The 18,876-nt window shown below is 65.2% G+C and carries 17 protein-coding genes and 1 pseudogene; 3 read left to right on the plus strand and 15 right to left on the minus strand.

Annotated elements, in window-relative coordinates:
• Window positions 1–4 precede the first annotated feature (4 nt).
• A complete protein-coding gene (locus C8J98_RS07870; protein WP_107912686.1) occupies window positions 5–811 on the minus strand; it encodes an SDR family oxidoreductase in 807 nt (268 codons plus the stop codon).
• Here C8J98_RS07870 and C8J98_RS07875 point away from each other — a divergent pair.
• The gene (locus C8J98_RS07875) at window positions 768–1,934 is read left to right on the plus strand and encodes an oxidoreductase (protein ID WP_233260166.1); all 1,167 of its coding nucleotides are present in this window, start codon (window positions 768–770) and stop codon (window positions 1,932–1,934) included. The genes C8J98_RS07870 and C8J98_RS07875 overlap by 44 nt on opposite strands.
• A gap of 106 nt (window positions 1,935–2,040) precedes the next feature.
• Here C8J98_RS07875 and C8J98_RS07880 read toward each other — a convergent pair whose 3' ends face one another.
• From C8J98_RS07880 to C8J98_RS07890, 3 genes and pseudogenes are all read right to left on the minus strand, one after another.
• Entirely contained in the window at window positions 2,041–2,901 is an 861-nt protein-coding gene (locus C8J98_RS07880) for a sulfurtransferase (RefSeq protein ID WP_107912688.1), read from the minus strand.
• Window positions 2,895–3,685 (minus strand): annotated as a pseudogene (locus C8J98_RS07885) (CoA pyrophosphatase). The gene C8J98_RS07880 and the pseudogene C8J98_RS07885 overlap by 7 nt, the downstream one beginning before the upstream one ends.
• A 30-nt stretch (window positions 3,686–3,715) precedes the next feature.
• On the minus strand, window positions 3,716–4,429 hold the full coding sequence (locus C8J98_RS07890; RefSeq protein ID WP_107912689.1) for an FKBP-type peptidyl-prolyl cis-trans isomerase: 714 nt from the start codon (window positions 4,427–4,429) through the stop codon (window positions 3,716–3,718).
• Between the two features lie 147 nt (window positions 4,430–4,576).
• Here C8J98_RS07890 and C8J98_RS07895 point away from each other — a divergent pair, with 147 nt between their 5' ends.
• Entirely contained in the window at window positions 4,577–5,359 is a 783-nt protein-coding gene (locus C8J98_RS07895) for an enoyl-CoA hydratase-related protein (RefSeq protein WP_107912690.1), read from the plus strand.
• Between the two features lie 138 nt (window positions 5,360–5,497).
• On the opposite strand, the gene C8J98_RS07900 is transcribed toward C8J98_RS07895, so the two are convergent.
• The 5 genes from C8J98_RS07900 to C8J98_RS07920 form a co-directional block, all read right to left on the minus strand.
• A complete protein-coding gene (locus C8J98_RS07900; RefSeq protein ID WP_107912691.1) occupies window positions 5,498–6,397 on the minus strand; it encodes a DUF1684 domain-containing protein in 900 nt (299 codons plus the stop codon).
• 94 nt (window positions 6,398–6,491) lie between these two features.
• The gene (mutL, locus tag C8J98_RS07905; protein ID WP_107913044.1) at window positions 6,492–8,336 is read right to left on the minus strand and encodes a DNA mismatch repair endonuclease MutL; all 1,845 of its coding nucleotides are present in this window, start codon (window positions 8,334–8,336) and stop codon (window positions 6,492–6,494) included.
• A 70-nt stretch (window positions 8,337–8,406) separates the two neighbouring features.
• Entirely contained in the window at window positions 8,407–10,041 is a 1,635-nt protein-coding gene (locus tag C8J98_RS07910; RefSeq protein ID WP_233260167.1) for an N-acetylmuramoyl-L-alanine amidase, read from the minus strand.
• Window positions 10,042–10,231: 190 nt separating this feature from the next.
• Entirely contained in the window at window positions 10,232–10,711 is a 480-nt protein-coding gene (gene tsaE / locus C8J98_RS07915; RefSeq protein WP_107912692.1) for a tRNA (adenosine(37)-N6)-threonylcarbamoyltransferase complex ATPase subunit type 1 TsaE, read from the minus strand.
• The gene (locus tag C8J98_RS07920) at window positions 10,708–12,180 is read right to left on the minus strand and encodes an NAD(P)H-hydrate dehydratase (protein WP_107912693.1); all 1,473 of its coding nucleotides are present in this window, start codon (window positions 12,178–12,180) and stop codon (window positions 10,708–10,710) included. The genes tsaE and C8J98_RS07920 overlap by 4 nt, the downstream gene beginning before the upstream one ends.
• Window positions 12,181–12,215: 35 nt before the next feature.
• Between C8J98_RS07920 and queG the strand changes: the two genes are divergently transcribed.
• Complete coding sequence (gene queG / locus C8J98_RS07925; RefSeq protein WP_107912694.1) at window positions 12,216–13,292, plus strand: tRNA epoxyqueuosine(34) reductase QueG; 1,077 nt, start codon at window positions 12,216–12,218, stop codon at window positions 13,290–13,292.
• Window positions 13,293–14,112: 820 nt separating this feature from the next.
• On the opposite strand, the gene C8J98_RS07930 is transcribed toward queG, so the two are convergent.
• The 6 genes from C8J98_RS07930 to rpsK all read right to left on the minus strand — a co-directional run bounded on the left by C8J98_RS07930 (window position 14,113) and on the right by rpsK (window position 18,865).
• Window positions 14,113–15,486 (minus strand): 3-deoxy-7-phosphoheptulonate synthase class II, encoded by a 1,374-nt coding sequence (locus C8J98_RS07930; RefSeq protein WP_107912695.1) that lies wholly within the window; start codon window positions 15,484–15,486, stop codon window positions 14,113–14,115.
• Window positions 15,487–15,529: 43 nt separating this feature from the next.
• Window positions 15,530–16,021, minus strand: a complete 492-nt coding sequence (locus C8J98_RS07935) for a disulfide bond formation protein B (protein WP_107912696.1) — start codon at window positions 16,019–16,021, stop codon at window positions 15,530–15,532.
• Window positions 16,022–16,230: 209 nt separating this feature from the next.
• Window positions 16,231–16,617 (minus strand): 50S ribosomal protein L17, encoded by a 387-nt coding sequence (gene rplQ / locus C8J98_RS07940; protein WP_063570892.1) that lies wholly within the window; start codon window positions 16,615–16,617, stop codon window positions 16,231–16,233.
• Window positions 16,618–16,825: 208 nt separating this feature from the next.
• Window positions 16,826–17,824 (minus strand): DNA-directed RNA polymerase subunit alpha, encoded by a 999-nt coding sequence (gene rpoA, locus C8J98_RS07945; RefSeq protein WP_036115434.1) that lies wholly within the window; start codon window positions 17,822–17,824, stop codon window positions 16,826–16,828.
• Between the two features lie 16 nt (window positions 17,825–17,840).
• A complete protein-coding gene (gene rpsD, locus C8J98_RS07950) occupies window positions 17,841–18,467 on the minus strand; it encodes a 30S ribosomal protein S4 (protein WP_046967235.1) in 627 nt (208 codons plus the stop codon).
• An 11-nt stretch (window positions 18,468–18,478) separates the two neighbouring features.
• On the minus strand, window positions 18,479–18,865 hold the full coding sequence (gene rpsK / locus C8J98_RS07955; protein WP_007513384.1) for a 30S ribosomal protein S11: 387 nt from the start codon (window positions 18,863–18,865) through the stop codon (window positions 18,479–18,481).
• Window positions 18,866–18,876: the final 11 nt, after the last annotated feature.

Here is an 18,876-nt window from a genome sequence, read left to right on the forward strand (position 1 = left end):
ACGCTTACACGTAGTGCATCTTGCGGGCGACACCACCATCCACCGTGAAATTCTCCCCGGTGATGAAACCCGCCTGGGAGGACAACAGGAACACCGCCAGCGCCGCGATATCCGGCGGCACGCCCGCCCGTCCCACGGGGTGCTGTGCATGGTCGGCCGCGGACAGCTTCGGCTTGCGCCTGGCTGAGGGTTTCTTCCAGTCGTCCACGACGATCCAGCCGGGGTTGATCGCATTCACGCGCACCGGACCGGCGCTGATCGCCAGTGCATGGGTGAAGGCGACGATGCCACCCTTGCTCGCCGCATAGGCTTCGCTGTCCGGCTCGGACTGGTGCGCGCGCGACGAGGCAATGTTGACGATCGCACCATTGGATTTCTTCAACGAAGGCAGCGCGTGCTTGCTACACAGGAAGGTGCCGCCAAGGTTGGTATCGATGCGGTGCTTCCATTCCGTCCAGTCGAGCTTCTCGAGGGGCCCCGTGTGCGCGCTGGCGATTCCCGCGTTATTGACCAGCCCGTCGATGCGCCCGAACCGGCGCAGGGCCGTCGCGACGAAGCGCTTGACGCTCGCCTCCTTCGCCACATCGAGCACGAGGAAGGCGGCGCGGTCGCCGACGGCCCAGGCGTCGATGCAGGCCTTACCCGCTTCCGCATCGAGATCGCCGATGACGACACGGCCACCCGCGGCAAGAACGCCCTCGGCGATGCCACGGCCGATACCCTGCGCACCGCCGGTCACGAGGACGACCTTGTCGGGCCATTCGCTGATGGCCGACGACGGCACGGGAGCGGCATGTTTTGGCGTGGCCATGGCGGTCTCCTTCAATGAAGGTCTCGACTTTAAACGAAACGGTCAGGCGGCCCGCGTTAGTCTTGGGCGCATGTCCATCCCAGGAGCGACCATGCAACCGATCTGCACCGGCCTCATCGGCTACGGCACGGCAGGCGCCTTCTTCCATGCGCCCCTGATCGCCGCCGCCGAGGGCCTACGCCTTTCCGCCATCGGCAGTCGCCGCACCGACGAAATCCGCCGGGATTTCCCCGAGGCCGTGGCGTACGGGGATCCCCAGGCCCTGTTGGCCGATCCCTCCATCGAGCTGGTCGTCATCGCGACCCCCAACGAGACCCATGCCCCGCTGGCCCGCGCGGCGCTCGAAGCGGGCAAGCATGTTGTCGTCGACAAGCCATTCACGCTCAACGCCGCCGAGGCCGAGGCGCTCATCGGCCTTGCCGATCAGGTCGGGCGCAAGCTGTCCGTCTTCCAGAACCGGCGCTGGGACAACGACTTCCTGACCGTTCGCCGCCTCGTCGACGACGGCCGGCTCGGCGAGGTCGTCTATTTCGAGGCCCATTTCGATCGTTTCCGACCGGAGATCAAGCAGGGCTGGCGAGAAACCGAGGTGCCCGGCGCCGGGCTGCTCTACGACCTGGGCGCGCATCTGATCGACCAGGCACTCGTACTCTTCGGCATGCCGAAGGCCATCACGGCCGACGTAACCCGGCAACGGTCCGCTGCCAGGGCCGACGACTATTTCCATCTGGTGCTCGACTACGGGCATCGCCGCGCGGTGCTGCACGCCTCCGTGCTGGTACGCGATCCCGGCCCCCGCTATCTCGTGCACGGCGATGGCGGAAGCTTCGTGAAATATGGCATCGACGGGCAGGAAGCCGCGCTGCGCGAAGGCCGTCGGCCCGGCGGCGAGGGCTGGGGCAGCGATGACCCTACCCTGTTCGGCCGCTTCACCGACGCCGATGGCACGGCGACGTTGATCGACACCCTACCGGGACGCTACACGGCGTTCTATGACGGCGTGGCGACGGCGATCCGCGACAACGTGCCCATGCCGGTGGAAGCGCATTCGGCGCGCGATGTGATCCGGGTGATCGAGGCGGCGCAGATCAGTGCGCGGGAGCGTCGTAGCGTTTCGCTGTGATCCCGATCGCCGATGAATCGGCTCCTACAAGAGCGAGGCGGTTCCCTGTGGGAGCCGATTCATCGGCGATGCTTTCTGTGGGAGCCGATTCATCGGCGATGCTTTTCTACGCATCACCCAACGCAACACCCCGCGACCGGTCACTAACCCACCCACTCCACGACGGCGCATAAAGACGCGAGCCACACAGCCCCGCGTACTCCATCGCCAACAGGTTATGGCAAGCGGTGACGCCCGACCCACACATGTGCACCACATCGTCAGCAGAGTGCGCGCCAAGCATCGCCTTGAACGCCCGATTCAACTCCTCCGGCAAGCGGAACCGGCCGTGGATATCGAGGTTGTCGGCGAACGGATGATTCCTTGCGCCGGGCACATGGCCCGCGACCGGATCCAGCGGTTCGACCTCGCCGCGATAACGCGGCGTGGCTCGCGCATCCATTAGCAGGAAGTGACCACTCGCCACTCCTTCAGCCAGTTCATCGGCGCCGACAGTACCGGCGGCGTCGAATACCACATGAGCCGATGTCGGCTCGCGCTGCACCACCGCACCATCGACGGGAAGCTTCGCCTCGATCCACGCCGACCAACCGCCGTCGAGCACCGCGACATTGTCGATGCCGGCAAGACGGGCCAGCCACCAGAACCGCGCCGCCGCCAGCGCACCGCCGGCGCCGTCATAGGCAACCACCTGCAGATCGGGACGCCATCCGGCACGCGACAGCCACGCGGCAAACAATGCCGCCTCCGGCAGGGGGTGGCGACCACGTCCGTTCGACGGCGTGACCATGTCTGCAAGGTCACGATCGAGATCGGCGCGTACCGCGCCAACGATATGAGCGGCCACGTAATCGCGATCGCCCTTGCCGGCGTCGGCGAGGTCGAAGCGACAGTCGACGAAGAGAACATCGTCGGCGGGCAGCTGCGCGGCGGTCACCGCGTCTATCAGCGTGCGTGAGATCAGCATGGATGACCCATCCGCTTGAGGAGGTTGTAGATGATCGCGGCGGTGACGCCCCAGATACGGTAACCCGCGTGGAGGAACTCGACCATGTCGCGCCGATGACCCCGAAAATCCATCGTATACCGACGCAGGTTGGCCGGCTCGAGGAAGAAGGCAAAGGGCACTTCGAAGACTTCCGCCACCTCACCCGGGTCCGGTTTCAACACGGCGTTCGCGGCGATGCGCGCGACCACCGGTGTCACCGAATAGCCGCTGATCGTCTCGAAGGCTTCGAGGAAGCCAAGCGGCGTGACCATGCCGGTATCCAGACCGATTTCCTCCTCGCTTTCACGAAGCGCCGTGGCAACGACGTCCGCGTCATCGGGCTCGACACGCCCGCCAGGAAAAGCGACCTGCCCCGCATGCTGCTGCAAGGTATCCGTGCGCACGGTGAGCACGACCCGTTGCTCGCGGTCGTCGCGGATGCCGATAAGCACCGCCGCGGGCCGACGCGGCGTATTGCCGATCAGTTCGGCCATATCGTCGTGATTCCAGCCACGCGGACCCGGAGGAGCCTCCAGGGGAAGCAGCGCGCCGCGCAATCTCGCCAGCAGGTCGTCCATCAGCCAGCCTGCCGGTGAGGCAGTACCTCGTCCATGATCCAGAGCTTCTGCACGTCGTCCATCGTGGACCAGCGGGCGATCTCGTCACCTGTGCGCAGACAGCCCTCGCACAGGCCACGCGTGTCGAGGCGACACACGCCGGTGCAGGGAGTCAGGGGGAGCGTTGACGAGGGGACGATGGCCATACCGTCGGCCATTCTAGCGCCCCGACCGGGTTACTGCTGGATGTCGACCAGTTCGATATCGAAGACGAGGGCTTCGTTCGGTCCGATGCGTGGCAGTTCGCCCCGCTCGCCATAGGCCAGGGCCGGCGGAATCACCACCTTCCACTTGTCGCCAACGTGCATGCGTGGGATCACGTCCTGCCAGCCGGCAATGACGCGATTCACGGTGAACGTCACCGGCTTGCCATGCGCGTAGGAACTGTCGAACTCGGTGCCGTCGATCAGTGCGCCACGGTAGTTCACCACCACCGTGCTGGTCATCTGCGCCTGGGCGCCACGACCCTTGGTAAGTACCGAATACTGGATGCCCGAGGGCAAGGTCACCACACCCGGACGCGTTCGGTTACGGGCGAGGAAGTCGGCGCTGCGCTGGGCGTTCGCCGTAGCGACGCGACGGAACTCGACGACGGAGTCGCGCTGCACCTTCGCATCGAAGTTGACCAGTTGCTGCTGCATCACGTCGATCGGCACACCCGGCGCACGCTTTGCATAACCATCCTGCAGAGCCTTCACCAGTACGGAAATGTCGACGTCGGGCTGTGCGCTGTTGGCGAACTGGGTACCGATCTGGTAGCCGATGGCGTAGGACAGCTTGGTCTTGTCGATCGCCGGCGCACCGGAGGCCGGAGCGGTCGGTGCCGACTGTGCAAGCGCCGCACCACTGAGCAGTGACAAGGCGATGACCAGGAAACGCAAGGGTGACATCCCGTTCTCCGTGAACCCGGAACTTTGAGCGTGCGTGGAGGATAGTCCATCAGCCACGAGGCCGCCCGTTCGCCATCAGACGCCTCCAAGGGGGTAAAGGTTCCCCTGCTACCATCCGCCTTTCTCTTCGCCTTGCCAGGAATCGCCATGGCTTTCCGCAACCTGACCACCGCGGACCGCGCCGCCGTCCGCACGATTACCGTCAACCGCCCCGACAAACTCAATGCGCTCAACCAGGAAACCATCGCCGAGCTGACGCTGGCGTTTCGTCAGGCCGCACAGGACGATGCCGTTCGCGTGGTAGTCCTCGCCGGTGCCGGCGAAAAGGCCTTCGTGGCCGGCGCGGACATCTCCGAGATGACCGCATGGGCACCGGTAAGAGCGCAGGCCGCATCGCGCGCCGGGCAGGACCTGATGTTGGCCGTGGAGCGCCTTGGCAAACCGGTCATCGCGAAGGTCCAGGGCTATGCCCTCGGCGGCGGCATGGAGCTGGCCATGGCCTGCCATATCCGCGTAGCCAGTGAAAAAGCAAAGTTCGGCCAGCCCGAGATCGGCCTTGGGCTCATCCCGGGTTTCGGCGGCACCCAGCGGCTGACCCGCCTCGCCGGCCGCGGTGCGGCGCTGGAGCTCTGCCTGCTCGGTCAGCAGATCGACGCCGCGCGCGCCGAACGGCTCGGCATCGTGGCCCGCGTGGTGTCCGCCGAGGATCTCGACGCGACCGTGGACGCCATGGCTGACCAGCTCGCCGCCGCGGCGCCCTTGGCGCTCAAGGGCATTCTCGAAGCCGTGATCGAAGGCGGCGAATGCGCCATCGACCAGGGCCTGGCTTTCGAAACCCAGGGCTTCGCGATCGCCTTTTCCACCGACGACATGCGTGAGGGCACGAGTGCTTTTCTTGAACGCCGGAAGGCTTCGTTCAAGGGCAGCTGAGGTCCAGATCAGGACTCTTTGAAGGTTATCGCCGAAAGCTATCGCCGCTGAAGCGGCTCCCACACCCAGCCGCCGATTGTGGGAGCCGCTTCAGCGGCGATTGTGGGAGCCGCTTCAGCGGTGATTGTGGGAGCCGCTTCAGCGGCGATGCTCTTCGCCACCGGCGTACTTCTTCTCGCCGGCCGTCACCCGCACATCAAGCCGATTCTCCGGCGGTGCCAGTGGACAGGTAGCGTACGGCGTGAAAGCGCACGGCGGGTTACGAGCCTCGTTGAAATCAAGGATCAGCTTGCCGTCCTTCGCCAATGCGGTGTCGAGAAAACGCGCCGCCCCGTAGGTTTCCTTGCCACTGGTCCGGTCGGCGAAGACGAAGAACAGCGAATCCGGTTCTTCCTGGATCGGATACAGCTCGAAGGTGTGCCCGTCACGGACGAACACGGCCTTGCCTGGCACCTTCTCCTTGTCGATGCCTCCAAGCACGTTGCCGATTTCCAGCTCGTGCGGCGGATCGAACGGCACCCAGTCGGCGACCACGCGCCATGATGGGTCGATGGCGAAATAATCCAGGCCGGCAAAGTGCGCCCGTGAATCGGCGTTCTCATCCTTCACCCGCAACGCCTTCTTGCCCTCGCGGGCGATAACGAAGAAATTGGCCGAGCCGAAGCGCACCTCCGTCGCCTTGCGCCCCGTGCCGCCATCATCCACCAGCGTGGCGCGCTGTACCTCGCGACCGTCGACCAGCGCGCCGCTGCCCCTGGCCAGCTCGATCGTCGCCGAGCCGGTGTCATCGAGCGTGATGGTCCCCAGGTGTGCCGGGCCGGCCTTCAGCACGATGTCGTTGTCCGCGGCGCTACCGATGCGGTTGACGCCCTGCTGCAGCCACTCCAGGCCGATGAGGCTGAGCCAGCCCGCAGGCGCCTTCAGCGCTTGCAGGCGCTCGGCGCGGACTTTCTCGACGGAAGCGGTGTAGTCGTCTCCGGCGAGGGCGCTTCCCGTGGCCACGGCGAACACGGAAGCGAAGGCGAGCGAGCGGATCATGGCGATACCTCGTTTGGACGTCTATCCGTCCAGCATAGCGCTAAAGAAAGATTCGTGAGTTTCCGGGGCTATCGCCGCTGAAGCGGCTCCCACATCAGCGGCCGCGAAGGAACAGGCGATCCAGCTCACCGAGCGATAACTGTACCCAGGTTGGACGGCCGTGGTTGCATTGCCCCGATCGCTCGGTGGCTTCCATTTCCCGCAGCAGCGCATTCATCTCGGGAATACCCAGGCGGCGGCCAGCCCTTACCGAACCATGGCAGGCCATGGTCGAGAGCAATTCGTTTTCCAGCTCTTCGAGGCGGCGCGAGCTACCGTGCTGGGCCAGTTCGCCGAGCACATCGCGGGTGAGCTGGGCCACGTCGGCACCTTCCAGCAGCGACGGAATACGACGCACCACAACCCCTGACGGCCCGCTGCGCGACAGCTCCAGACCCCATGCCGCGAGCGCATCGGCATGCTCTTCCGCCGCCGCCGCTTCGCGGGCGCTGACGGCGATCGACAGGGGCACGAGCATCATCTGCGAACGCAGGCTGGCGGTGACGCGGCCGTTCTTCAGCTTTTCGTAGGTAATGCGTTCGTGCGCCGCGTGCATGTCGACCAGCACCAGGCCGTGCTCGTTCTCGGCGAGCACGTAGATGTTCTTGAGTTGGGCGATCGCATAACCCAGTGGCGGCACGTCGCTGCCGGCGTCCGGGTCGGCACCGACAGGCGCAGACCATGTGCCGGACGGGCGCGGCGCAGTGGAGGAGCCGAACAGCGTCGCGTAACCGGCCAGCGGCTCGTCGCGTACACCCAGGCTCAACCGTGACTGGCTGGCCGACTGCGGCCATGAGGTCGTGACGGGAGACATCGATGAGGCTGCCACCGGATAAGCGCCACTGGCACTGGCACTGGCCATGGGAAACGCGGAGTCGACGGCGGGCGACGCAGCACCGGCGCGGGTCTGCGCCAGCGCCTCGTGCAGGGTGCGGAACAGGAAGTCATGGATCAGGCGCTGCTCGCGAAAACGTACTTCGCTCTTCGCCGGATGCACGTTCACGTCGACGCCGACGGGGTCGAGCTGAAGGAACAGGACGAACACCGGATGGCGACCATGGAACAAGACGTCCGAGTAAGCCTGGCGAACGGCATGCGCGACGATGCGATCGCGCACCAGGCGCCCGTTGACGTAGAAATACTGCTGGTCGGCCTGCGACCGCGACGCGGTCGGAAGTCCGACCCAGCCCGAAAGGCGCAAGCCGGCGGCTTCGTGCTCGACGCGCAGGGACTGCCCCGGAAAGTCGGGGCCAAGCACCTCGGCGACGCGAGCCAGCGCGGCGTTCTCGTCGCGTGCCGGCTTCAGCAGGCGCACGGGTTTGCCGTTGTGGGTAAGGCGGATGTCGACGCCCTCGCGAGCCAGCGCCAGCGACTTGAGCAGGTCGTCGATGTGCGCGAACTCGGTGCGCTCCGCGCGAAGGAATTTGCGCCGGGCCGGTACGTTGTAGAACAGGTCGCGCACTTCGATCGTGGTGCCGGGCGGATGCTGCGCCGGACGCGCCTCCTGGAGGCGACCGCCATCGACCTCGATGCGCCATGCCGCGTCCTCGCCCTGGTGCCTCGAGGTCAACGAAAAGCGTGCCACTGACGATACCGACGCCAGTGCCTCGCCACGAAAACCCATGCTGGCCACGCGCTCGAGGTCGTCGAAGCTACCGATCTTGCTCGTCGCGTGCGAAGCCACGGCCAGGGCGAGTTCGTCGCGCGGAATGCCGCCACCGTCGTCGCGCACGCGTATCAATCGGGTGCCGCCCTGCTCGATGTCCACCTCGATACGGCGGGCACCGGCGTCGATGCTGTTCTCGACGAGCTCCTTCACCACGGAGGCGGGACGCTCGATCACTTCGCCGGCGGCGATCTGGTTGATCAGCTCGGGCGGCAGGGGACGAATGCTGGGCATGGGCGGTACGACCTGACGTGCTTTCAGGTCGAAAGGATAGCCCAAGGCCTCGCCAACTGCCGAACCACGCTCAGCCCGACGGAATCACCATGACCGCGCCGATGCGGACGTTGTCGTCATTCATCTTGTTGGCCATCTTCAGCGCGCCGACCGAAACGCCGTACTGGCTGGCGATGCCGGTAAGCGTCTCACCGCGATTGACCCGGTGAAGGTCGCGGACGTTGTCGTCGGCGCGACCGCTCGAGACCTTCGCCGACGGTGACGTTGCCGGCGTATCGGCCTTGGCGAGGGTCTTTTTCGGCGGCGGGACGCGGGTAGCGGCCTTTACCGCGTCCGGGGCGACCGCACTCGAATCGCTTGCCGCGGCAGGCGCCGCCGATGCGGAAGCAGCCGTGCTGGCCAGCGAGGTACCGTTTCGGCGGGCGGCCTGGGCGGCAAACCACGTGCCCGGCGGCGGCATGGACTCGAAATAGTTGCGCACGCCACCCAGCACGGCGATAGCCAGTTCACGGCGGTGCCCGTCGTCGCGCAGGCGGGTTTCTTCCGCCGGATTGGTGATGAACGCCGTCTCGACCAGGATCGAGGGTACGTCCGGCGAACGCAGCACGACGAAGTTGGCGCGCTCGACATAGCCGCGATGGGTCGGACCCAGGCGGCCGAGGGCCTTGAGCACGTTACCGGCGATGGATTCACTGGCCTGCATGGCATAGCCCTGCTGCAGGTCCAACAGGACTGCAGCCAGGCTGTCGTCCTTGTCGTCGAGCGACACGCCACCGACCAGATCGGCGCGGTTTTCGCGATCGGCCAGCCAGCGCGAGGCCTCGCTGGTCTTCCCTCGCGGCGACAGGACCCAGACGGAGGAACCCTTGGCATCGCCGTTCTTGAAGGCATCGGCATGAATGGAAACGAACATGTCCGCGTTGTGCTCGCGGGCGATCTCGTAGCGCCGCTTCAACGGAATGAAGTAGTCGCCGTTGCGCGTGAGCACGGCCTGCATACCGGGCTGGCGATTGATCTGGTCGGCCAGCTCGCGGGCCACCTGGAGGGTGACGTCCTTCTCGCGCAGACCGGTCGCACCTCTCGCGCCAGGATCTTCACCGCCGTGACCGGCGTCGATGGCGACGACCACCTTGCGCTCGCCCGTCGGCAGCATGGGCGGCTTTCCGGCCGGCACGGACTTGCCGCGCGAACCCCGGGACCCGCGGGTCGGCGCCGGTATCGGCGCCTCGGTTTCCGCGTCTGCAGCGGCCACAGCCATCGAAGGTGAATCGTTGTCGGTGGACGGTGGCGGATTGTCGCCCGGGTCGCTCTGTCCGCCCGGATAAAGATCCAGCACCAGTCGGTAGCCGTAATCGCCGGCAGGCTTGAGCAGGAAGCTCTTCGGCTTGGCCTTCGGATCGACTGTCGCGACCATGCGCGCCGAGCCGCCCTGCTTGCTCACGGTCATCGACTTGAACAGGCCCTGCCCGCCCGGCGCCGCGAAATCACCTGTCACCGAGCTGCTCGCGATGTCCAGCACGACACTACCGGGCACGTCGCCCTGCGACATCTTGTAGGAGGCCGGCCCGGAAAGATCGAACACCACGCGCGTGTATTCAGGCCCCGCCCAGGCGCGGGCCGCTTTCACGTCGGCGGCCGAGGCGGAGGCAGCAGTGAACGTCGCGACGGCGGTCACGCACGCAAGGAGGCCAAGTTTGATAGTCATTCCCCTCATACGGCCCGGATTGAACTGCAAGCGCCCGACGAATGCAAGATGTTTTCCCTTGTTAATCCATAACCTGCGAACACTTCGTCAACTGACGTACAGGAATGTGATGCAACCGACGGCCGCGCGGGCGAAGAATCACCCGTATTTTCAGGGGCGAACCGCGTCACAAGGGGGAATGGGAGGCCGTTTACAGCTGCCGCGATGGGCCAGCGGCAAGGGAGGCCACGACGCGTTCGCCAAGTGGCGATTTCGGCGCCAGCCGAACGGCCCTGCCCGATTTTTCGTGGCGAAAGCTCAGCGCCATATCCACGGGCGGCAAGGCGCCCGCCCCCCGTTCCGGCCACTCTACCAGGACGATCGCCCCCGGCTCGGCAAGGCTGTCCAGGCCCAGCCACTCCAGCTCGCCCGGGTCGGCGATGCGATAGAGGTCCAGATGGAAGGCCTGGCGTTCACCAATCTCGTAGCCCTCGACAAGGCTGTACGTCGGGCTCTTGACCCGTTCACCAACCCCGAGAGCTTGAAGAAAGGCCCGGGCGAACGTGGTCTTGCCCGCGCCGAGGTCGCCGTAGAGAAACGCCACCAGCCCATTGGGCAGGGCCTTGGCAAGGCGACGGCCCAGCGCCATGGTGGCTTCCTCGTCCGCGAGGAACAGCTCGATGTCGTTCATGCGTCGAGCCCATTGACGAGACGACGAAGCGGCTCGAGCAGGTCACCGGCAAGCAGCCCGCGCTCGCCGTCCCGCGCAGCGACATCGCCAGCACGCGCGTGCAACCCCACACCAAGGCACGCTGCCTCGTAGGCATCGCAGCCCTGGCCCAGCAGTGCAGCGATGATGCCCGTCAGCGTATCGCCCATACCGCCGCTGGCCATGCCCGGATTGCCCCAGGGGCAGACGGCGACCTCGCCCGCAGGCGACGCGATCAGGCTGCCATTGCCTTTGAGCACCACGACCGCCTGAAAGCGCCGGGCCATGTCGCGCACGGCGGCGAAGCGGTCTGCCTGCACCGCCTTTGTGTCGATACCGAGCAGGCGCCCTGCCTCGCCCGGATGCGGCGTGAGCACGATCGTCCCGGGCAACGCGCGCTCCTGGGTATGCAGCAGGTTGAGGCCGTCGGCGTCGAGCACGGTCGGCAGGCCGGCATCGAGCGCCGTCGTCCACAGGGCATGGCCCCAGGCGGCCTGCCCGAGACCGGGACCCAGGGCGACCACCGATGCCTTTTCCAGCATGGGCTGCAAGGCCTGCGGGCCATTCACGCCATGCGCCATCAGTTCCGGGCGCGCCGCATTCATCGCCAGCACGTTCTCCTCGCGCGTGGCCACGCTGACCAATCCCGCGCCTGTACGCAGCGCGGCTTCGGCGGCCATGCGTACGGCGCCACCGGTGCCATGATCGCCGCCGATGGCGAGCACGTGGCCATTCGTGCCCTTGTTCGACTCGCGCGGCCGGGACGGCAGGTGCCCGGCAAGCAACAGGTGCGCGTCGGGGGTGTCGAATAGCGAATCCGGCAGTCCGAGGCTGTGGAGTTCGATATCGCCGGCAACTTCGCAGTGAAACGTGTGCAGGCCGCGCTTGTTCACGATGAAGGTCGCTGTCGCTGTGGCGCGTACGGCCACGCCGGGCGTCGCACCCGTGTCGGCGGACAGCCCCGAGGGAATATCGAGCGCGAGGATCGGTGCTCCGGCGGCGTTCATGGCCTCGATCGCGTCACGCGCCTGGCCATCGGGCGCCCGGTTCAGACCAGTGCCATAGATCGCGTCGACGATGACGTCCGGCGGGAGAAGCCTGGTCCCATCGGCGAGGGAGCTCAGCGTGCCACCGGCGGCAAGGAAGGCGTCGCGAGCCTGCGAGGCGTCGCTGCCATGGGGCTCGCCCAGGGCGATCAGGTCGACGGACAGCCCGGCCACGAGTGCGTCGCGGGCAACCAGGTAGCCATCGCCGCCGTTGTTGCCGGCACCGCAGACCACCCGCACCCGCCCGGCTCCGGGCCAGCGTCGGCGGAGCATGGCGAAGGCCGCCGCAGCCGCACGTGTCATCAGCTCGAAGCCGGGGATGCCAAGTTCCGCGGTCGCGCGCTGGTCGATGGCCCGGGCCTGTGCCGACGTGAAGAGAGCGATGCCGAGATGGGGTGCGGTCATCGGGGGATTATAGAAGGGGCAAGTAGAATGCACGTATGTCCGCTTCTCCCGCCATCGACTACGTCGCCCTCGCCATCGATATCAAAGGGTGGGCGCGCGAACTCGGCTTCGCCGACGTCGGCATCTCCGGCACCGATCTTGGTCACGACGAGGCCTACCTGGAGCGCTGGCTGGCAGACGGCCATCACGGCGAAATGGAATACATGGCCCGTCACGGCACACGCCGCAGCCGCCCCGCCGAACTCGAACCCGGCACGCTGCGCGTCGTCTCCGTACGCATGGACTACATTCCCCCCGGCACCGCGAATGCATGGGACGTGATCAACGACGGTGATAAGGCTTATGTGGCGCGTTACGCCCTCGGTCGCGACTATCACAAGGTCATGCGCCATCGGCTGCAGAAGCTGGCGGAAAAGATAGGCGAGCGCATAGGCGACTTCGGCTACCGCGCCTATGTCGACTCCGCACCGGTGCTCGAAAAGGCCCTGGCGCGTAACGCCGGCCTCGGGTGGATCGGCAAACATACCGTCGTGATCAACAAGCGCGCCGGCTCATATTTCTTCCTCGGCGAGCTCTATACGGATCTTCCCCTGCCGGTGGACCAGCCCGCTACGGCGCACTGCGGCAGCTGCCGCCGGTGCATCGACATCTGCCCGACACAGGCGATCGTCGCGCCTTACCGCCTCGACGCGCGCAAGTGCATCGCCTACCTCACCATCGAGCTCAAGGGCAGCATCCCCGAAGAACTGCGCGCACCTATCGGCAACCGGGTCTTCGGCTGCGACGACTGCCAGCTGATCTGTCCCTGGAACAAATTCGCCCAGGAAGCTACCGAACCCGACTTCGCCCCACGCCACAGCCTCGATGGCCCGAAGCTCGTGGACCTCTTCGCGTGGAGCGAAGCGGAATTCCTCTCCCGTACCGAGGGCATGGCGATCCGCCGCACAGGATACGAAGGCTGGCTGCGCAATCTCGCCGTGGGTTTGGGTAACGCGCCGACGAGTGACGAAATCCTCGCTGCGCTGGAAGCACGCGCGGATGATCCGTCGGAGGTCGTGCGCGAACACGTGGCGTGGGCTCGCGCGCAACATGCGACACGACTTGTTCCTTGATCCGCGCCTGCGGGGCAAAAAATGGTTCATCGCGGAGTCCCGGGGACGCCGAAGGCTTACGCCACGGCGAGCGCGGACGTAGCGGCGCAGAGTCTTCGGTGACGTAGCGGCGCAGAGCCTTCGGTGACGTAGCAGCGCAGAGCCTTCGGTGACGTAGCAGCGCAGAGCCTTCGGTGACGTAGCAGCGCAGAGCCTTCGGTGCCCACCCTCGCTGCTCAGACAGTCCTCCGCGTTTCGTATCGGAAAGTCCGCTGCGCGGACCATGTTCTGTGTGGCCTACGGCCGCTCCACTTGTGCGGAACTCGCCTCGAGGGTGGGCACCGAAGGCTCTCCCGAGCCCTGAGGTTCGCGTGGGTCGAGCCAAAGCGCGCGGCAGCATCGTCGGCCGGCACATCGGCACGCTGGCACAGGCGCGAGGAAGGTGTTCGGCAACCGGGTGCTAGCAACCGCGTCCGCATCGCCCCGGTGTTCCGGAAGCGGCCGGGGCCGACGACGGCACCATGCCACGGCTCGCCTTCCACCCAACCGTATCGTCGTGAGAGACCTTGGTGTCCACCCTCGAGGCGAGTTCCGCACAAGTGGAGCGGCCGTAGGCCAAATAGATACATGGGCCGCGAAGCGGCCTTCCGATCCGAACGCGGAGGACTGTCTGAGCAGCGAGGGTGGGCACCAAGGTCTCCCCCGCGAGACGCCCAAGTGTAGAGAGCGATGGCGAAGCCGAGCCATGCGCGAGGTGCGAGGTGCGAGGTGCGAGGTGCGAGGTGCGAACCAAAAAAAGCCCGGCACGAAGCCGGGCTCGGTTGCAACATGTGAGCACCGATCAGACCATGCCACCCGACTTCCGAACGATCAGCATCGCCATTTCCAGCGACTGCTCGTAGTTCAGGCGGGGATCGACCATCGAGCGGTAAGCGCGATCGAGGTCGCCCTCGACGAGGTCGCGGGCGCCGCCGAGGCACTCGGTGACATCTTCGCCGGTGAGTTCGAGATGCACACCGCCCAGGCGGGTGCCGGCTGCCGCGTGGATGTCGAAGGCCTGGTCGAGTTCGCCGGCAATGTTGGCGAAGCGGCGGGTCTTGTAGCCGTTGGTCGTGCTCTCGGTGTTGCCATGCATCGGGTCGGCAACCCAGAGCACGCGGCGCCCTTCCCTCTTTACCGCTTCGAGCAACGGCTGCAGATGCGTACCGATCTTGTCGTTACCCATGCGGTGGATCAGGGTCAGGCGGCCCGGCTCTTCGTTCGGATTCAGCACGTCGATCAGGCGCAGCAGATCGTCCGCCTGCACCGTCGGACCCACCTTCACCGCGATGGGATTACGGATGCCACGGAAATACTCGGTGTGAGCACCGTCGAGCGCCGCCGTGCGCATGCCGATCCACGGGAAGTGCGTGGACAGGTTGAACCAGCCATCCTGGCGCGGAACCTGGCGCGTGAGGGCTTCCTCGTAATGCAACAGCAGGGCTTCGTGCGAGGTGTAGAAATCGACGCGCGAGTAGCTGGAGATCGACTGACCCGCGAGTGTTTCCATGAAGCGTAGCGAGTCACCGATGCTGGCGACCATGCGCCGGTACTCGGCGGCGAGCGGCGAATGCTCCACCCACGCCAGGTCCCAGTACTCCGGATGATGCAGATCGGCGAAACCGCCATCGATGAGTGCGCGCACGAAGTTCATCGTCATCGCCGAGCGCGCGTGGGCCTTGATCAGGCGATTCGGATCCGCACGACGCGCTTCCGGAGTGAATTCCGGGCTGTTGACCAGGTCGCCACGGAAGGCTGGCAAGGTCACGCCGTCGCGCGTTTCGGTATCGGCCGAGCGCGGCTTGGCGTACTGGCCGGCAAAGCGGCCAACGCGAAGAACGGGCTTCTTCAGGCCGTGGACGAGCACCAGGCTCATCTGCAGCAGCACCTTGAGGCGATTGGAAATGATCGGGCTGTTGCAGTCCGCGAAACTCTCGGCGCAGTCGCCGCCCTGGAGCAGGAAGCGCTCGCCCTCCTGGGCCTCGGCAATGCGCTGCTTGAGGGCAAGGATCTCCCACGAAGTGACCAGCGGCGGAAGTTGGCCGAGCTGATCGAGGGCGCGGTTGAGCTCGTCGGCGTCGTTATACGTCGGCTGCTGGAGGGCGGTCCTCGACCGCCACGAACCCGGCGTCCAGTCGATGGACGGGGGTGCTACGGCTTTGAGGGAGTGCTGCATGACGGCGGTGCCTTCGTATATGCGCCTTGCACGGCGCGGGGAATCAACGGACGGTGCGACGAATGGCCAAGAGAGCCCAGACGGTCAGCACGACGAACCAGAACAGCGTCCAGCCGGGCATGGGAATGCCGAGGACCGGTTCGATCTTCGCGCATTCGCCGGACCCAGTGAACGCCAGTTTGAGCATCTTCGTAAACGGAAACGCGTCAAACAGGTAGCCGAGGCCCGGCCCACAGGCCGGGACGTCCGCCGCGGGAAGCGACTGCAGCCACAGATGCCTGCCTGCCGTAGCGATGCCCCAGAGTCCGCCCAGCGTGATCACGATGGCGTAGACAGCGCGAGCACCCGTCTTGCGAGGCGCATGCAGGCCACCGATCAGGAAGAACAGACCCATGGTGCACACCGCGATGCGCTGGAAGATGCACAACGGACACGGATCCAGATGCATGACGTACTGCGCGTACAGCGCGAATGCCATGAGGGCCACACAGACAACGAAACCGGCAAGGTAGCGACCGCGGAACGAGAGGTTCATAGGGGCGATATGGGGTGGGGAACGCCCACGTTAACCCTTTGTGCACGTGCTTGTCAGCAACTGTGTAAAGTTTCTTTTGTAACCATGGATCAATGGCTTGCGTAAGAATTACCGCAAATCCCCGGTCGCCGTCCCGAAACGAAAAAACCCCGGCAGGTCGCCCTGCCGGGGTTTCTTCGAATCAGCCCGTTAAGGCTTAATCAGCGTGCTTACTCGGCGTCGACCGCTTCGGTCTTGGCCGGGCGATCCACGAGTTCGACATACGCCATCGGCGCATGATCGCCGGGACGGAAGCCGCACTTGAGGATGCGCAGGTAGCCGCCGGGACGCTCGCGGTAGCGAGGACCGAGCTCAACGAAGAGCTTGCCTACAGCCTCTTTGTCGCGCAGACGCGCGAAAGCGAGGCGGCGATTGGCAACGCCATCGGTCTTGGAGAGCGTGATGAGCGGCTCGGCGACGCGACGGAGTTCCTTCGCCTTCGGAAGGGTGGTGCGGATAAGCTCGTGCTTGATCAGCGACGAAGCCATGTTCTTGAACATCGCTTCGCGGTGGCTGCTCGTGCGGTTGAGCTTGCGACCGGATTTCTGGTGGCGCATGGCGTTTACTCTCTAGGTCTATTGTTAGGAAAAGCCGTCGGAATGAAGCGGCTTCCCGCGGTTGCCCGCTATTCGAGGCTGTCAAAACGCCCCGTTATTAAGAGCACGGTCTCTATGGACCGTTCTGGACATCCGGTGGAAATACGCGAGGTATCCGCCGGTTCTTGCAAAGGATCGGGGCGATCGAAAAGCGATCGCCCCGTTTGAATCAGCCCAGCTGCATACCGTGGGAAAGACCCGGCGGCGGCCAGTTTTCGAGCTTCATGCCGAGAGCGAGACCACGCCCGCCCAGCACATCCTTGATTTCCGTCAGCGACTTCTTGCCCAGGTTCGGCGTCTTCAACAGCTCGACTTCGGTCTTCTGGACCAGGTCGCCGATGTAGTAGATGCTTTCGGCCTTCAGGCAGTTCGCCGAACGGACCGTCAGTTCGAGATCGTCGATCGGACGCAGCAGGAGCGGATCGAACCCGCCCTTCTCCGCCTTGGTCGAATCGCTCTCGCGGCGCGAGAAATCGCCGAAAACCGACAGCTGATCGTTGATGATTTCAGCAGCCTTGCGGACAGCGTCTTCAGCACCGATCGTACCGTTCGTCTCGATATCCAGAACGAGCTTGTCGAGGTTGGTGCGCTGCTCGACACGAGCGGCGTCCACTTCGTAAGCCACGCGCAGGACCGGCGCGAACGATGCGTCGAGCTGCAGACGGCCGATCGGCCGCGTCTCGTCATCCGGATGCTGGCGCGCGCTGGCCGGCTGGTAGCCGACGCCGCGACGCACCTTCAGACGCATGTTCAGTGCCACATCCTTGGTGAGGTGGCAGATCACGTGGTCCGGGTTGACGATTTCTACGGAATGGTCGACCGCGATGTCGCCTGCGGTGACCACGCCCTTGCCCTTCTTCGACAGCGTCAGGGTGACTTCGTCACCGCTGTGCTGACGGATGGCAACATCCTTGAGGTTGAGCAGGACTTCGATCACGTCCTCCTGCAGACCCTCAAGCGTGGTGTACTCGTGCAGCACGCCGTCGATTTCGACCTCGACGATGGCGCTGCCCGGGATCGAAGAGAGCAGCACGCGACGCAGCGCGTTGCCCAGGGTGTGACCAAAGCCACGCTCGAGCGGCTCGACCACCACCTTAGCGCGGTTCGCTCCAAGCTGCTCGACGCTGAGGCCACGAGGCCGCAGCACACTAGTTGACGAAACTGCCATGCAAGGCTCCGGTGAATTACTTCGAGTAAAGCTCGACGATCAGGGCTTCGTTGATGTCGGCCGGCAGATCACCGCGATCCGGCACAGCCTTGAACGTGCCTGCGAACTTCTTGCTGTCGACCTCGACCCACGACGGACGAAGGTCCATCGTGTCAAAGACCGTCGCTGCTTCCTGGACGCGCAGCTGGCCGCGAGCCTTTTCGGTCAGCGACACTTCGTCACCCGGACGGACGTGGTAGGAAGGCACGTTGACCTTCTTGCCATTGACCGTCACGGACTTGTGAGCGACGAGCTGACGAGCCTGGGCGCGGGTAACCGCGAAACCCATGCGGAATACGACGTTGTCGAGACGGCTTTCCAGGAGACGCAGCAGGTTTTCACCCGTGTTGCCCTTCTGGGTCGAAGCCTTGGTGTAGTAGTTGCTGAACTGACGCTCGAGCACACCGTAGATGCGCTTGACCTTCTGCTTTTCACGCAGCTGGACGGCGTAGTCGGACAGACGGGCGCGCTTGTTGGCGCCATGCTGACCGGGTTTGTTCTCGAGCTTGCACTTGGAATCAAGCGCGCGGGCCGGGCTCTTCAGACCGAGGTCGGCACCTTCACGACGCGCAAGTTTGCAGGTAGCTCCACGATAACGGGCCATGGGTATGCTCCTTAGACGCGACGCTTCTTGGGGGGACGGCAGCCGTTATGCGGAATCGGCGTGACGTCAATAATGTTGAGCACTTTGTAGCCCAACGCATTCAGCGAACGCACGGCCGACTCACGGCCCGGGCCTGGGCCCTTGATGCGAACTTCCACGGTCTTCACACCGTAGTCGCCAGCAGCGCGGCCAGCCTTTTCGGCTGCCACCTGTGCGGCGAACGGGGTCGACTTACGGGAGCCGCGGAAACCCGCGCCGCCTGCAGTCGCCCACGACAGGGCGTTGCCCTGGCGATCGGTGATCGTGACGATGGTGTTGTTGAAAGAAGCCTGCACGTGGGCCACGGCATCCGTGACAACGCGCTTGATCTTCTTTTTGGTTTTAACCGGCTTAGCCATAATCGGTATCC

The sequence above is a fragment of the Luteibacter sp. OK325 genome, from assembly GCF_003050935.1.
Classification (GTDB): domain Bacteria; phylum Pseudomonadota; class Gammaproteobacteria; order Xanthomonadales; family Rhodanobacteraceae; genus Luteibacter.